This window comes from Bradyrhizobium sp. MV1.5, from assembly GCF_055807615.1.
This window is the reverse complement of the sequence record NZ_JBVVPL010000028.1, coordinates 1-15,018: the sequence shown is the minus strand read 5'-3', so window position 1 is coordinate 15,018 and position 15,018 is coordinate 1. Positions and strand designations below refer to the sequence as shown.

Here is a 15,018-nt window from a genome sequence, read left to right as displayed (position 1 = left end):
GGATGGAGCGGAGCGCAATCCGGGACGGCGGCAGTGGCGGCCTGAATCCCGGATTTCGCTTCGCTCCATCCGGGCTACTACACACCCATGTGGCAAAACTCGCCCTTGCTCCGGCGCAGACAACCGGCTGTAATTGCAAATCAAATACCGCAGCGCAGAATTCAACGAGAACGCGCGGTTGACGTCAGGGAGAGCGGTCATGCATGGGACCATCGAAAACGCGGCGAAGCTCGACGCGTTACGCGCACGCGCTACGTCACTGCCGCTGGAGCAGTTCGATCCGGGCGACCCCGAGCTGTTCAGGACCGATACGTTCTGGCCCTATTTCGATCGCCTGCGTCGCGAAGATCCCGTGCACTATTGCAAGGACTCGATGTTCGGGCCGTATTGGTCGGTGACGCGCTACAACGACATCATGGAGATCGAGACCAATCATTCGGTGTTCTCCTCGGCCTCCTCGCTCGGCGGCATCACCATCCGCGACATCGATCCGGACCTGCGCCGCGAGAGCTTCATCTCGATGGACCCGCCGCGCCACGCTGCGCAGCGCAAGACCGTGGCGCCGATGTTCACACCGACGCATCTGGACAATCTGGCCCTGAGCATCCGCCAGCGCTCGGCCGAGTGTCTGGACAATCTGCCGCGTGGCGAGGTGTTCGACTGGGTCGACCATGTCTCGATCGAGCTCACCACGCAGATGCTCGCGGTGCTGTTCGATTTTCCCTGGGAGGATCGCCGCAAGCTGACGCGCTGGTCGGACATCGCGACCACCATTCCCGGACCCGATGGCCTCGTCGCCACCGAAGACGAGCGTCAGGCCGAGCTCACGGAATGCGCCGGCTATTTCGCGCGGCTGTGGAAGGAACGCATCGCGCAGCCGCCGAAGAGCGACCTGTTGTCGATGATGGCGCATGGCGCCGCGACGCGCGACATGGACGCGAAGAACTTCCTCGGCAATCTCATCCTTCTGATCGTCGGCGGCAACGACACCACCCGCAACACCATGTCGGGCTCGCTCCACGCGCTGAGCCAGCATCCGGAGCAATATCGCAAGCTGCGCGAAAATCCCGCGCTGCTCGACAGCTTCGTGCCGGAAGTGATCCGCTGGCAGACGCCGCTGGCCCATATGCGCCGCACCGCGCTTGCCGACTTCGAGTTCCGCGGCAAGCAGATCAAGAAAGGTGACAAGGTCGTGATGTGGTACGTCTCGGGCAACCGCGACGCCGACGCGATCGAAAAGCCCTACGAATTCATCATTGACCGCGCCCGCCCGCGCACGCATCTCTCGTTCGGCTTCGGCATCCACCGCTGCGTCGGCTTGCGGCTTGCCGAACTCCAGCTCAAGATTATCTGGGAAGAGATCCTCAAGCGATTCGACCATATCGAGGTGGTCGGCGAACCCAAGCGGGTCTATTCGAGTTTCGTGAAGGGTCTCGAAACCTTGCCGGTGAAGATTGCGGCGTGACGTGCGGCATGCGCCGGTGCTTGTCTCCCTCGCCCCGCTTGCGGGGAGAGGGTGGGGTGAGGGGGAGTCTCCGCGAGGACGGTGACAGCCGGATCGTGGAGAGTCCCCCTCACCCGGATCGCATCTAACGATGCGATCCGACCTCTCCCCGCAAGCGGGGCGAGGTGAACTGCGTCCCGGCGTCCGATTCAAACACTGGAGCAACCACCATGAACATTCAAGCGCCGGTTCAAGTGGACAAGGCCGAACGCATGCGTCGGGCCCGCGAGGAGGCCTATGCGACGCCGCTGGCGCAATTCCACCCCGGCGCGCCCAGGCTGTTCCAGGACGATACCCTGTGGCCGTGGTTCGAGCGGCTGCGCAAGGAAGAGCCGGTGCATTACTGCACCAATGCGCCGATCGAGCCGTATTGGTCGGTGGTGAAGTACGACGACATCATGCATGTCGACACCAACCACGGCCTGTTCTCCTCCGACTCGACGCTCGGCGGCATCGGGATCCGCGACGTGCCGGAAGGTTATGACTGGCCGAGCTTCATCGCCATGGACCAGCCGCGTCATTCGTCGCAGCGCAAGACTGTGTCGCCGATGTTCACGCCGACGCATCTGGACGAATTGGCGAAACTGATCCGCCAGCGCTCGCAGACCGTGCTCGACAATCTGCCGCGCAACGAGACCTTCAATTTCGTCGAGCGCGTCTCGATCGAATTGACGACGCAGATGCTGGCCACCCTGTTCGACTTCCCCTGGGAGGAGCGGCGCAAGCTGACGCGCTGGTCCGATGTCGCGACCGCGCTGCCCAAGAGCGGCATTGTTGCCTCGGCCGAAGAGCGCCGCCGCGAGATGGACGAGTGCTACGCCTACATGTCCAGGCTCTGGAACGAGCGAGTCAATTCCGCGCCGCGCAACGATTTGTTGTCGCTGATGGCGCACAACGACGCTACACGGTTCATGGATCCCGACAATCTCATGGGCAACATCATCCTGCTCATCGTCGGCGGCAACGACACCACGCGCAACACCATGACCGGCTCGGTGCTGGCGCTGAACGAGAATCCGGAGCAGTACGACAGGCTGCGCGCCAACCCGGAACTGATCGATTCCATGGTGCCCGAAGTGATCCGCTGGCAGACCCCGCTCGCGCATATGCGCCGCACTGCGCTGCAGGACACCGAAGTTGGCGGCAAGCACATCAAGAAGGGCGACCGCGTCGTGATGTGGTACGTCTCCGGCAACCGCGACGAGGAGATGTTCGAGAGGCCGAACGAGTTCGTCATCGATCGCCCGCGGCCGCGCACCCACCTCTCCTTCGGCTTCGGCATCCACCGTTGCGTCGGCATGCGCCTCGCCGAGCTCCAGCTCAAGATCGTCTGGGAAGAAATGCTGAAGCGCTTCGACCGCATCGAGGTGGTCGGCGAGCCCAAGCGGATCTATTCGAGCTTCATCAAGGGGTACGAGTCACTGCCGGTGAGGATTCCGGGGTAGACTTCACTGCCCGTCATTGCGGCGCGTTCAACTCTATCCCCTCACCCTGAGGAGCCTGCGAAGCAGGCGTCTCGAAGGGCGAGGCCGAGAGCAGGGCCTGCATCCTTCGAGACGCGCGAAGACGCGCTCCTCAGGATGAGGATAAACGCCTTTCGCGCGGATATAAAATTTCGGCATGACAGCTCGCACAACATGCGATGGGTCGCATACGGCCTTCTGTCCTAAACCGCGCTGGCACACCTAACTCAACTTGATGTCCCACACGCCATCCTTGCGGCAGGCGGCGACCTCCTCGCGCAGGAGGGCGGTGACGGCAACCGAGGCCGTCGAGACCGGACGGTCGATCGGAGAGGCGAATATGAGCTCGCGCGTCATCGGCTTCGAGACGACAGCCGTTTCCAGCCGTCCATCCGCGACCTCGCCGTGGACCGACGAGGGCGGCAGCAGCGCGAAGCCGAGGCCTTCCTCGACGAGGCTGGTGAGCACCCGGAACGAATCCGCCTCGAGCTGGACGTTGAGCTTGATCTTGCGTTGCGCCGCCGCGTGCTCGATCAGCGCACGGAGGCCGTGGGAATGACTGGGCAGCACCAGCCGTTGCCGCAGCAGCCAGCCGACATCGACGCTCTTCTTGCGCGCCAAGCCACAACCGCGCGGACCCACCGCGACGATGTTGTCGCGGCCGAGGCTTTCCACGTTGAGATGCAGATCGGCGGAGCGGCCGTAGAGGATGGCGAGATCCATCTCGCCGCGATGCAGCCATTCGACCAGATGACCGCTGTAGCTCTCGACGATGCGCAGCGAAATGCCTGGGAAGTTTTCGACGCAGCGCCGCGCGAAGCGCGCCGAGAGCACGCAGCTCACGGTCGGGACCAAGCCGAGCACGACCTGGCCCGATGGCGGCCCCTTGGACGACTGGATGTCGTCGCGGATCTGGTCGATCTGCCGCACGATGCCCGAGGTGCGCGCCAGCAACAGGCGGCCGGCATCTGTGAGCACCATGCCGCGGCCGTTGCGGGTGAACAATTCGGTGCGCAGCTCGTGTTCCAGCAGCTTGATCTGCCTGGAGAGCGCCGGCTGCGCCACGCGCAACGTGTCGGACGCCTTGGAGAGGCTGCCGAGCTCCGCCACGCAACTGAAGGTCCTGAGCTGACGGAAATCCATGCTTGCCAATCCTGGAAGGCTACTCCATACGCTATAGCAAATGAGCATAGGGGGCTGGCATTGTTTTCACAACGCCGGAGGATCGGCCGGCGTTATCTTGACTGCCGCATATACGGGAAACCCCATGAGTGAAGAACACCACACCGAAGATCACGCCGACATCCGCGAAGCCGTCGCAAAGCTGTGCGCGCAGTTTCCCGGCGAATACTGGCGCAAGCTCGACCGTGAGATGGCCTACCCCAAGGCCTTCGTCGACGCGCTGACCGAGGCCGGTTATCTCTCGGTGCTGATCCCCGAGGAATATGGCGGCGCGGGCCTGAAGCTTTCAGCGGCCGCGGCGATCCTCGAAGAGATCCAGCGCGCGGGCTGCAACGGCGGCGGCTGCCACGCCCAGATGTACACGATGGGCACCGTGCTGCGGCACGGCAATGACGAGCAGAAGGCAAAATATCTGCCGAAGGTGGCGAGCGGCGAATTGCGGCTGCAGGCTTTCGGCGTCACCGAGCCGACCAGCGGCACCGACACCACCTCGCTGAAGACCTTCGCGCGCAAGGACGGCAATGCCGGTTACGTCGTCAACGGCCAGAAGATCTGGACCAGCCGCGCCGAACATTCCGACCTGATGCTCCTGCTGGCGCGGACCACGCCGAAGGACCAGGTCAAGAAGCGCACCGACGGCCTTTCAGTGTTCATCGTCGACATGCGTGAGGCCAAGAACAAGGGCCTCGAGATCCGCCCGATCCGCACCATGATGAACCACGCCACCACCGAAGTGTTCTTTACCGACATGAAGGTGCCGGCGGAAAATTTGATCGGCGAGGAAGGCAAGGGCTTTCGCTACATCCTCTCCGGCATGAATGCCGAACGGATCCTGATCGCGGCCGAATGCGTCGGCGATGCCAAATGGTTCATCGCCAAGGCCACCAACTACGCCAAGGAGCGCAGCGTTTTCGGCCGGCCGATCGGCCAGAATCAAGGCATCCAGTTCCCGATCGCCAAGGCCTACGCCGCGATGCGCGCGGCCGAATTGATGGTGAAGGAAGCCACGCGCAAATACGAGGCCGGGCTCGACTGCGGCGCGGAGGCCAACATGGCAAAAATGCTCGCGGCCGATGCTTCGTGGGAAGCGGCCAATGCCTGCGTCCAGACCCATGGCGGCTTCGGCTTCGCCGAGGAGTACGACGTCGAGCGCAAGTTCCGCGAGACGCGGCTCTATCAGGTGGCGCCGATCTCGACCAATCTGGTGCTGTCCTTCATCGCCGAGCACGTGCTCGGCATGCCCCGCTCGTACTGAGGCCACCGTCATGGGAGCTCTTGACGGGATCAGGGTGATTGCGGTCGAGCAGGCGGTGGCGGCGCCATTCTGCTCGTCGCGGCTGGCGGATGCCGGCGCGGAAGTCATCAAGATCGAGCGGCCCGAAGGCGATTTCGCCCGCGGCTATGACGCGGCAGCCAAGGGCCAGAGCAGCTACTTCGTGTGGCTCAACCGCGGCAAGCAATCGGCGGTGGTCGATCTCGCAACCAAGGAAGGCTGCGCCGAGCTGGAGAGACTGATCGCGAGCGCGGACGTGCTGATCCAGAACCTCAAGCCGGGCTCGATGGACAAGCTCGGCTTTTCGCGCGAGCGGCTGCTGAAGGATTATCCCAAACTGATCTCGTGCACGATCACCGGCTATGGCGACGACGGCCCCTATGCGCACCGCAAGGCCTATGATCTCCTGATCCAGGCCGAGAGCGGCCTTGCCTCGATCACCGGCAATCCCGACGGTGCCTCGCGGGTCGGCATGTCCATCGTCGATGTCGCGACCGGCGCCACCGCGCATGCGGCGATTTTGGAGGCGCTGATCGGGCGCGGACGCACCGGCAAGGGCGCCGACATCCGCATCTCCATGTTCGACGTGATGGCGGACTGGTGCACCGTGCCGCTGCTCAACTCGGAAGCCGGTAATCCGCCCAAGCGCATGGGGCTCCGCCATCCCTCGATCGCGCCCTATGGCGTGTTCACGTCCAGCGATGGCAAGGACATTCTGATCTCGATCCAGAGCGAGCGCGAGTGGAAGACGCTTTGCGCGAAAGTGCTGGACCAGCCGGATCTGCCCGCCGATCCGCGCGTTGCCAACATGGTCGAGCGCGTGCGCAACCGCGACTTCACCGACAAGACGGTCGCGGATGCCTTCGGCAAGATGACGCGCGACGAGCTGTTGAAGCGGCTGTCCGAGGCCGACATCGCCTTTGCCGAGGTCAACACCATGGCCGACCTCACCAAGCATCCGCATCTGCGCCGCATCGAGGTGGACACCCCGCAGGGACGTGTCAGCTATCCCGCGCCGGCGCCGATCATCGTCGGCGAGACGCGCAGCTATGGTGCGGTGCCGGGGATCGGCGAAAATCCCCAATCCAAGAAATAACGAGAGCGAGGCGTCATGACCGGGAAGCTCGACATCGATCATCTCAGGCAATGGATCGGCCGCAGCGAAGAGGCCACCGACACCGTCACCGCGCAGCTCGTGAAGGGTCTGCGCGCGACGCTGTTCCAGGAGGTCGGCTCGCCCAAGGCCGGCGATGCGGCGCCGTTCACGGTGCATTGGTGTCTGGCGCAGCCGGTGTTTCCGATGTCGATGCTCGGCCCCGACGGCCACCCCACCCGCGGCGGCTTCCTGCCGCCGGTGCCGCTGCCGCGCCGGATGTGGGCCGGCGGCGAGATCGAGTTCCTGCAACCGCTGCGCGTCGGCGACGAATCGACGCGGACCTCGCGCATTGCCGACGTGCAGGTGAAGACCGGCTCGACCGGCACGCTGTGTTTCGTCTCGGTCGAGCACAGCATCTCCTCGCCGCGCGGCGTCGCCATCCGCGAGCGGCAGGACATCGTCTATCGCGAGATGACGACGACGCCCGCGCCGGCAAAGGCGCCGCCTCCGCCGCCCAAGGCCCAGCATCGCGAGGCGCATGTCTCCGATCCCGTGCTGCTGTTTCGTTATTCCGCGCTGACCTTCAACGGCCACCGCATCCATTACGACCGCGACTACGTCACCAAAGTCGAGGGCTATCCGGGCCTGATCTTCCACGGGCCGTTACAGGCGGCGCTGATCATCGAGATGGCCGCGAAGCTGCACGGCGGCAAGGCGCCTAAGAAGTTCACCTATCGCGGGGTGCAGCCGCTGTTCGAGGGCAGCGAGTTCTCCATCAACGCCAACGAGACCGCTGATGGGATGGAGCTGTGGACCGCGAACGCGGAGGGGCAGCCGACCATGAAGGGGACGGCGGTGTGGTGATAGACTGCTGCTAGACCCTCACCCTGAGGAGCGCGCCCTTCGCGCGCGTCTCGAAGGGCGAGGCCACCAGCCGGGCCTTCATCCTTCGAGACGCGCGAAGACGCGCTCCTCAGGATGAGGAGTTAGAGGGACGGAAACCATGGCGAAGAACGGCAAGACCGGCAGCAAATCCGTCACCGTCAAGCAGGCGACGCTCGACCTGCTGCGCTCCTTCGGCATCAGACGCGTCTTCGGCAACCCTGGATCGACCGAGCTGCCGTTCCTGAGCGACTGGCCCGACGACATCGACTACGTGCTGGCGCTTCAGGAGGCCTCCGCGGTCGGCATGGCCGACGGGTATGCGCAGGCGACGCGCAATGCCGGCTTCGTCAATCTGCATTCGGCCGCCGGCGTAGGCAATGCGCTCGGCAACATCTACACCGCGCATCGCAACCAGACGCCGCTGGTGATCACCGCGGGCCAGCAGGCGCGCTCGATCCTCCCCTTGCAGGCCTTCCTCTATGCGGAGCGTGCGTCCGAATTCCCGCGGCCTTATGTGAAGTACAGCGTGGAGCCGGCGCGGCCCGAGGACGTTCCGGCCGCGATCGCGCGCGCCTATTACACCGCGATGCAGCCGCCATGCGGGCCCACCTTCGTCTCGATCCCGGTCGACGACTGGGCGCATGCGGCAGCGCCCGTCGAAGCCCGCAAGGTCAGCCGCGAGATGGCGCCCGAGGCTGACGCGATGACGGCGCTGGTCACGGCGCTCGGCTCGGCCAGGCACCCTGCCCTCGTCGTCGGCCCCGGCGTCGATCGCGCCGGCGCGGTCGACCTGATGGTCCGCGTCGCCGAGAAGGCCAGGGCCAGCGTCTGGGTCAGCCCGTTTTCGGCGCGCTGCTCGTTCCCGGAACGCCATCCGCAATTCGCGGGCTTCCTGCATGCCTCGCCGGCGCAATTGTCCGACGCGCTGCGCGAGCACGACCTCGTCGTCGTGATCGGCGCGCCGGTGTTCACCTTCCACGTCGAAGGCCACGCCGCGATCTTCGACGGCGGCGCGACGATTTTCCAGATCACGGATGACCCGGATGCCGCGGCGGTGACGCCGGTCGGGACCAGCATCATCGCGACGATGAAGCCGGCGCTCACGGCGCTGCTCGAGCTCCTGCCCGAGAGCAAGCGCGCCGCACCGAAGGGGCGTACGCTGCCGCCCGGCCCGCAGGCCGGCGATCCGCTTCCGGTCGAATTCCTGCTGCATTCGCTGTCGCAGGCGATGCCGGATGGCGCGTCTCTGGTCGAGGAAATCCCCTCGCATCGGCCGGCGATGCAAAAGTTCATGCCGATGCGCGGCCAGGACAGTTTTTACACCATGGCGAGCGGCGGCCTCGGCTATTCGCTGCCGGCCGCGGTCGGCATGGCGCTCGGCAAGCCGACGAGCCGCACGGTGTGCCTGATCGGCGACGGCTCGGCGATGTATTCGATCCAGGCGCTGTGGACCGCCGCGCAGCGCAAGCTGCCGCTCACCATCGTCGTCATCAACAATTCCGGCTACGGCGCCATGCGCTCGTTCAGCCAGGTGATGCAGGTGCGCAACGTGCCGGGGCTCGAGCTGCCGGGGATCGATTTCGTCCGGCTCGCCGAGGGCATGGGTTGCGATGCGGTGCGGGTGACGAAGGCAGCCGAGCTGGGCGAGGCGCTCAAGCGCGGGATGGCTTTCGAAGGGACGAGCCTGGTCGAGGTCGTCGTGGATTCGACGGTGCCGGTGCTGTACGGGCAGAAGCATTGACCGTGCCGTAGCCCGGATGGAGCGCAGCGTAATCCGGGAATCGTGCCACACGCGAGTCCGCCCCGGATTGCGCTGCGCTCCATCCGGGCTACGACGCCAAAAATCCCCCATCCGCCGCCAGCACATGCCCGACGACATAGGACGCCGCGTCGGACGATAGCCACACCACCGCCTCGGCCACCTCCTCCGGGCTCCCCATCCGTCGCAGCGGCAGGCCCGCGCTGACGGTTGCGACATCGCCGACACCGGCGCGCAGCATCATGTCGGTGACGACGCGGCCGGGGGCGACCGCGTTGATGCGGATGCCGCGTGGGGCGTTCTCCATCGCGGCTGAGCGCGTCAGCGAGATCGCCGCGGCTTTGGATGCCGAGTAGAGCGAGAAACCGGGATTTGGATTGCGCACGCCGCTGACGGAGGCGTTGACGACGATGCTGCCGCGGCCTTGCGCGAGCATGACCGGCAATTGATGACGCAGGCACAGGAACAGCGCGCGGACATTGGTGTCGAACACGCTGTCGTAGACATCCGTGCCCTGCTCCTCCAGCGGCGCGCGCCGCTCCTGGAAGCCGGCATTGTTGAAGGCGACGTCGAGCCGGCCGCATCGCTCGACCGCCGTGGCAACGAGGCGCGCGACGTCGTCCTCGCGCGTGATGTCGGTCTTGAACGCGATGGCGTTCGCACCGAGTTCGCGGCACGCCGCAGCGGTGGCGTCGATCTCGGCTTCGCGCCGGCCCGCCACGACGATCGCCTCCGCGCCTTCGGACGCCATTCGCAACGCCGTGGCACGGCCGATGCCGCTGCCGCCGCCCGTCACCAGGCAGACCTTGCCGCTCATCCGCACCCCCGCAGGCAAAGCTCCGCTCATGGCTCACTCCAAAACGCTTGCACGCGCCGTTGCGCGCATATAGTTGTATGGTACAACTATATGCGCGGAGTCAAGCATGACCAGGCTGTCGCTGATCGACGACATTCGCGCGGCCTCGCGCCTGATGGTGCGCGAGCTCGGCTTCATGGATGCGACCGTGGCGGCATCGGACTATCCGCCGTCGGCCGTGCACACAATCCTGGAGATCGGTATCCGGGGGCCGATGAATTCCGGCGAGCTCGGCGATTTCCTGCGGCTGGAGAAATCGAGCGTCAGCCGCCTGGTGCGCAAGCTGATCGACTGCGGCGAGCTGCGGGAAACGCCCGATGCGGCCGACGCGCGCAGCAAGCTGCTGTCGCTGACCGCGAAGGGCCGCCTCACACTGGAGGCGCTGCACGCGTTCGGACGGCAGCAGGTCAGTGGTGCACTGGCCGCACTGACAGAGGCCGAGCAGCGCACGGTGCGGGAAGGGATGATGCTCTATGCGCGGGCTTTGCGGCAGAGCCGGCTTGAGGGCGAGGTGGAGTCGGCGGCGTAGCTACCAGCGTCGTCCTGGCGAAAGCCAGGACCCATTACCCCAGGAAGTAGTTTGGCGAAGACTTGTCGTTCGGTACTGCTACCACGGCAAGATCGGTAGACCTCGCGGTATGGGGCCTGGCCTTCGCCAGGACGACACCGAAATTGTAGCCCAGCCTACGTCCCGAAATCTTCCCGCATCCTGGCCTGGATCTTGGCCATGCCGCCGATCCAGCGGTCATAGTTCTCGGTCTTCTTGCGCATGTAGCCGAGCACCTGCGGGTGCGGCAGGATCAAGAAGGTCTCCTGCTCGAGGCCGGCGAGCACGTCCCTGGCGACCTGCTCGGGCGAGAGGTCACCGTCGCCGGATTGCGGGCCCTTGGGAATCGAACGCAGCATGTTGGTATCGACGCCCTGCGGGCAGAGGATCGAGACCCGGATGTTGTGAGCCTTGTGCGAGATCGCGAGATTTTCGGCAAAGCCGACCGCGGCATGCTTGGTGGTGGAGTAAGCCGGACTGCCCACCTGCGACAGCAGGCCCGCGGCCGAGATGGTGTTGAGGAAATAGCCGCCGCCGCGCGCCTTCATGCGCGGGATCAGATGCCGCGCCGCATAGACATGCGCCATGACGTGAATAGCCCAGCTGCGCTGCCAGGGCTCATCCGAGGCACCACCGGCATTGACCGACATCGGATCGAAGCCGCCGCCGATGCCCGCATTGGAGCAGAACAATTCGATCGGGCCGAACTGCCGCTCGGTCTCCTCGATGACGTGGGAAATATCCTTTTCCTGCGCGACATCGCATTTGAAGGCAGCGCCATCCACCGTGGCTGCGACCGCCCTCGCATTGTCCGCGTCCATGTCGGCCACGACGACCTTGGCCGCACCGGCCTTGTGAAACGCTTCGCACAGCGCCTTGCCGATGCCGTTGGCGCCGCCCGTGACGACCACGACCTTGCCGGTCACCTGCATGCGACGTCTCCTCTTGTCTTATACTTATACCGCTTCGCTTATTCCGCTTCGCGGAGCTTGCTCAGCTCAACACGAGGTCGAGCACCGCGGTATAATGGCATGCCGCGCCGGCCAAGACAAAGCCGTGCCAGATCGCATTCTGGAAGCGCAGCCGCCGCCAGGCATGAAAGATCACGCCAAAGCTGTAGAGCAGTCCGCCCGCAAGGATGAAGCCCAGCACCAGCGCAGGCAACGCCTTGACCACGGAATCGTAGAGCATCACGCCGCTCCAGCCCATGACGAGATAGATGCCGACCGCGACGCGGTCGAACCGGCCGGGGTAGAGAAGCTTCAGCACGATGCCGAGGATCGCCACGCACCAGACGCCGGCGAGCAGCACCAGCGCGAAGGCGCTGTCCTTCACCTCCAGGATGAACGGCGTGTAGGTCGCCGCAATCAGGAGATAGATCGCCGAATGGTCGAAGCGCCGCAGCAGCCATTTGGCCGGCGAGACGGGCCAGAGATTATAGGTCGCCGACAACACCAGCATCGAGAGCAGGCCGGCGACGTAGATCGAGACGCCGAGGATGTCGGTCCCGTCGGCAAAGAGCACCGTCAGCACCACCAGCACGGTCGCGGCAATGATGCCGCAGAGCACGCCGATCGCGTGGATCACGCCGTCGGCGATCAACTCGGCGCGGTCGTAATGCCAGCCGACCGCGTCAGCGGCTGCGTGGACGGAGAAGGATGCGAGCTGTTTCAGTTGGAAGACGGTCATGGCAATCCGGAGGCAAGGAAGGGGCCACTTTTCTATGGGTCTTTCGGCATCGGCGCGTCGTTCAAATAGCTGATTTGCCGATAAAGGCGGTGGAAGTGTGAAGCTTGATTTTCCTCAGGCAGTTGCCATTTTTGTGATTAGTCCGTTTTGCGTATTTGCCCCCCGCCCGAGACCCTCTCGTTCACATGGCATTCAGTTTCCAGGATATCGTCGAAGAAGCGCGGCTGTCGGCGAGGGCGCTGATCGACTACGGCGAGCATTTCTTCAATCCGACGGTACGATTGGGGGTCACCGGCCTGTCCCGGGCCGGCAAGACGGTGTTCATCACCGCGCTGATCCACGGCCTCACGCGCGGTGGGCGGTTTCCGGTCTTCGAGGCCTATTCATCCGGGCGGATCGCGCGGGCGCATCTGGCGCCGCAGCCGGACGACGCCGTGCCGCGCTTTGCCTATGAGAGCCATCTGCGCGCGCTGATCGAGGAGCGGCGCTGGCCGAACTCGACTGTCGACATCAGCGAGCTCAGGCTCGTCATCGACTACCAGCGCCAGAACGGCGCCGACCGCACGCTGACGCTCGACATCGTCGACTATCCCGGCGAGTGGCTGCTCGACCTGCCGCTGCTCCAGAAGAGTTTTGAGCAATGGTCGGCCGAAAGTCTCGCCCTGTCGCGCGAGGCGCCGCGCGTCCATCTGGCCGCGGACTGGCACGCGCATCTCGCAACGCTCAAGCCCGAAGCGCGCGAGGACGAGCAGGCGACGCTCACGGCCGCAAAGCTCTTCAGGAGCTATTTGCAAGGCTGCCGCGACGAGCGGTTTGCGATGAGCCTGCTGCCGCCCGGCCGCTTCCTGATGCCGGGCAATCTCGCCGATACACCAGCGCTGACCTTTGCGCCGCTCGACGTGCCCGCAGGCGGCCAGGCGCCGGAGGGATCGCTGTGGGCGATGATGGTACGTCGCTACGAGGCCTACAAGGACGTCGTGGTGCGGCCGTTCTTCCGTGATCATTTTGCCCGGCTCGATCGCCAGATCGTGCTGGCCGACGCGCTCGCCGCGTTCAACGCCGGCCCCGAAGCGCTGCACGATCTCGAAGCCGCACTCGCGGGCATTCTCGACTGCTTCAACATCGGCCGCAGCACGATCCTCTCCGGCCTGTTTCGGCCGCGGATCGACCGCGTGCTGTTCGCGGCGACCAAGGCCGATCATCTGCATCATTCCAGCCACGACCGGCTCGAGGCCGTGCTGCGCCGCGCCGTCTCGGGAGCCGTTGCGCGCGCGGAAACTACCGGCGCGGTGATCGACGTCGTCGCGCTTGCCGCCGTCCGCGCTACCCGCGAGGCGCAGGTTGCGCATGGCCGTGACAAATTGCCGTCGATTTTGGGCACGCCGGCCGCAGGCGAAAGCGCCGGCGGCGAGTTCTTCGATGGCAACACCGAGGTGGCAACCTTTCCGGGCGACCTGCCGCTGGATCCCGAACCCCTGTTCAACGGCACCGACGCGTTCCGCGGGCTCTCGACCGAGGCCGTCGAGAAGAGCGATTTTCGTTTCCTGCGTTTTCGTCCGCCAAAGCTCGAACGCGAGGGGGACGACCAGCCGGCGCTGCCTCACATCCGCCTCGACCGTGCCTTGCAGTTCCTGATCGGAGACAAATTGTCATGAACGACCGATCGAAGCCACGGCGGCCGGCGACGTTCCGGCTCGACGATCCCGGCGTCGTCGTCACCGAGGCCGACGAGACGACCCGGCTCGGCCGCACCACCATCCAGATCACGCCGGAGCCCGATCCGGCGAATTTTCCGGTGCCGATCGCAGCGACGCTTCCGGCGCGGCGCGGCTTTCCCTGGGGCACATTGTTCTGGTCCGGCGTTGCCGGGCTGACGCTGCTCGGGGTCGGGCTCGGCGTCGTCCGTCTGATCGAGGATCTGTTTGCGCGCAGCGAAAGCCTCGGCTTCGTCGGACTGGCGCTTGCCTTCGTCACTGCGCTTGCGCTCGCGGTGGTGACCGGACGCGAGGCGTTCGGGCTGGCGCGGCTGGCAACGATCGAAAAGCTGCATCAGCGCGCAGCCGCCGTCCTTGCCAGCGACGACCGCAAGGAGAGCCGCATCATCGTGCAGGATCTGCTCAAGATCGCGCACCAGAACCCGCAGCTCGCGCGCGCCCGCGCCACGCTGGAAAGCCATGCCGGCGAGATCATCGACGGCGCCGACATGATCCGGCTCGCCGAGCGCGAATTGATGTCGCCGCTGGACATCGAGGCGCGGCGGCTGGTGTCGTCAGCCGCGCAAAAGGTCTCGATCGTGACAGCGGTTTCGCCCCGCGCGCTGATCGACGTGTTGTTCGTGTTCGTGGCGTCGCTGAGATTGATACGCCAGCTCGCTTTTCTCTACGGCGGCCGTCCCGGCGCACTCGGTATGATCCGCCTGCTCCGCCACGTCATCGCCCATCTCGCCATCACCGGCGGCATGGCGGCGAGCGACAGTCTGGTGCAGCAGATGCTCGGCCATGGGATTGCGGCGAAGCTGTCGCAGCGGCTGGGCGAAGGCATGCTGAATGGATTGCTGACGGCGCGGCTGGGCCTCGCCGCGATCGACGTCACACGACCGCTGCCGTTCGCGGCCCTGCCGCCGCCGAAGCTGTCGGATCTCGCGACCGATCTTCTGCGGAAGAAGGACGACGAGGAGTAGCGTTCTGTTCGAGCGACGTACGCTCGCCTAGCAAGGCGGCCTTCTTCCTTCTCCCCTTGTGGGAGAAGGTGGCGCGAAGCGCCG

The 15,018-nt window shown here is 65.3% G+C and carries 14 protein-coding genes; 10 read left to right on the top strand and 4 right to left on the bottom strand.

What is annotated here, in order from left to right; all coding sequences use genetic code 11:
- The 3 genes from AC0L2J_RS23840 to AC0L2J_RS23830 form a co-directional block, all read left to right on the top strand.
- The coding region (locus AC0L2J_RS23840) for a hypothetical protein (RefSeq protein WP_473394720.1) at positions 1 to 182 on the top strand (182 nt) is incomplete at its 5' end.
- A 17-nt stretch (positions 183 to 199) separates the two neighbouring features.
- The gene (locus tag AC0L2J_RS23835; protein ID WP_007614506.1) at positions 200 to 1,465 is read left to right on the top strand and encodes a cytochrome P450; all 1,266 of its coding nucleotides are present in this window, start codon (positions 200 to 202) and stop codon (positions 1,463 to 1,465) included.
- A 209-nt stretch (positions 1,466 to 1,674) separates the two neighbouring features.
- Entirely contained in the window at positions 1,675 to 2,949 is a 1,275-nt protein-coding gene (locus AC0L2J_RS23830) for a cytochrome P450 (protein ID WP_007614507.1), read from the top strand.
- Positions 2,950 to 3,189: 240 nt separating this feature from the next.
- Here AC0L2J_RS23830 and AC0L2J_RS23825 read toward each other — a convergent pair whose 3' ends face one another.
- Positions 3,190 to 4,110, bottom strand: coding sequence for a LysR substrate-binding domain-containing protein (locus tag AC0L2J_RS23825; RefSeq protein ID WP_473394719.1), 921 nt, complete (start codon positions 4,108 to 4,110; stop codon positions 3,190 to 3,192).
- A gap of 124 nt (positions 4,111 to 4,234) precedes the next feature.
- Here AC0L2J_RS23825 and AC0L2J_RS23820 point away from each other — a divergent pair, with 124 nt between their 5' ends.
- From AC0L2J_RS23820 to mdlC, 4 genes are all read left to right on the top strand, one after another.
- Positions 4,235 to 5,404, top strand: coding sequence for an acyl-CoA dehydrogenase family protein (locus AC0L2J_RS23820; protein WP_007614510.1), 1,170 nt, complete (start codon positions 4,235 to 4,237; stop codon positions 5,402 to 5,404).
- A 10-nt stretch (positions 5,405 to 5,414) separates the two neighbouring features.
- Positions 5,415 to 6,518 (top strand): CaiB/BaiF CoA transferase family protein, encoded by a 1,104-nt coding sequence (locus tag AC0L2J_RS23815; RefSeq protein ID WP_473394718.1) that lies wholly within the window; start codon positions 5,415 to 5,417, stop codon positions 6,516 to 6,518.
- A gap of 15 nt (positions 6,519 to 6,533) precedes the next feature.
- On the top strand, positions 6,534 to 7,382 hold the full coding sequence (locus AC0L2J_RS23810) for an HTD2 family dehydratase (protein ID WP_473394717.1): 849 nt from the start codon (positions 6,534 to 6,536) through the stop codon (positions 7,380 to 7,382).
- A gap of 139 nt (positions 7,383 to 7,521) precedes the next feature.
- On the top strand, positions 7,522 to 9,144 hold the full coding sequence (gene mdlC / locus AC0L2J_RS23805; RefSeq protein WP_473394716.1) for a benzoylformate decarboxylase: 1,623 nt from the start codon (positions 7,522 to 7,524) through the stop codon (positions 9,142 to 9,144).
- A gap of 88 nt (positions 9,145 to 9,232) precedes the next feature.
- Here mdlC and AC0L2J_RS23800 read toward each other — a convergent pair whose 3' ends face one another.
- Complete coding sequence (locus AC0L2J_RS23800) at positions 9,233 to 10,009, bottom strand: SDR family NAD(P)-dependent oxidoreductase (RefSeq protein ID WP_473394715.1); 777 nt, start codon at positions 10,007 to 10,009, stop codon at positions 9,233 to 9,235.
- A 76-nt stretch (positions 10,010 to 10,085) separates the two neighbouring features.
- On the opposite strand from AC0L2J_RS23800, the gene AC0L2J_RS23795 reads away from it, so the two are divergent.
- On the top strand, positions 10,086 to 10,547 hold the full coding sequence (locus tag AC0L2J_RS23795) for a MarR family winged helix-turn-helix transcriptional regulator (protein ID WP_473394714.1): 462 nt from the start codon (positions 10,086 to 10,088) through the stop codon (positions 10,545 to 10,547).
- 155 nt (positions 10,548 to 10,702) lie between these two features.
- Here the strand turns inward: AC0L2J_RS23795 and AC0L2J_RS23790 are convergent, their stop codons facing one another.
- Positions 10,703 to 11,497, bottom strand: a complete 795-nt coding sequence (locus tag AC0L2J_RS23790; protein ID WP_473394713.1) for an SDR family oxidoreductase — start codon at positions 11,495 to 11,497, stop codon at positions 10,703 to 10,705.
- Between the two features lie 61 nt (positions 11,498 to 11,558).
- Positions 11,559 to 12,254 (bottom strand): PAQR family membrane homeostasis protein TrhA, encoded by a 696-nt coding sequence (gene trhA / locus AC0L2J_RS23785; RefSeq protein WP_473394712.1) that lies wholly within the window; start codon positions 12,252 to 12,254, stop codon positions 11,559 to 11,561.
- Positions 12,255 to 12,439: 185 nt separating this feature from the next.
- Between trhA and AC0L2J_RS23780 the strand changes: the two genes are divergently transcribed.
- Together AC0L2J_RS23780 and AC0L2J_RS23775 are read left to right on the top strand one after the other, a co-directional pair.
- Positions 12,440 to 13,909 carry a YcjX family GTP-binding protein gene (locus tag AC0L2J_RS23780; protein WP_007614521.1) on the top strand — a complete coding sequence of 490 codons (1,470 nt, stop codon included), beginning with the start codon at positions 12,440 to 12,442 and terminating at the stop codon, positions 13,907 to 13,909.
- Positions 13,906 to 14,934 carry a YcjF family protein gene (locus AC0L2J_RS23775; protein WP_007614522.1) on the top strand — a complete coding sequence of 343 codons (1,029 nt, stop codon included), beginning with the start codon at positions 13,906 to 13,908 and terminating at the stop codon, positions 14,932 to 14,934. Before AC0L2J_RS23780 ends, AC0L2J_RS23775 begins: the two co-directional genes overlap by 4 nt.
- Positions 14,935 to 15,018: the final 84 nt, after the last annotated feature.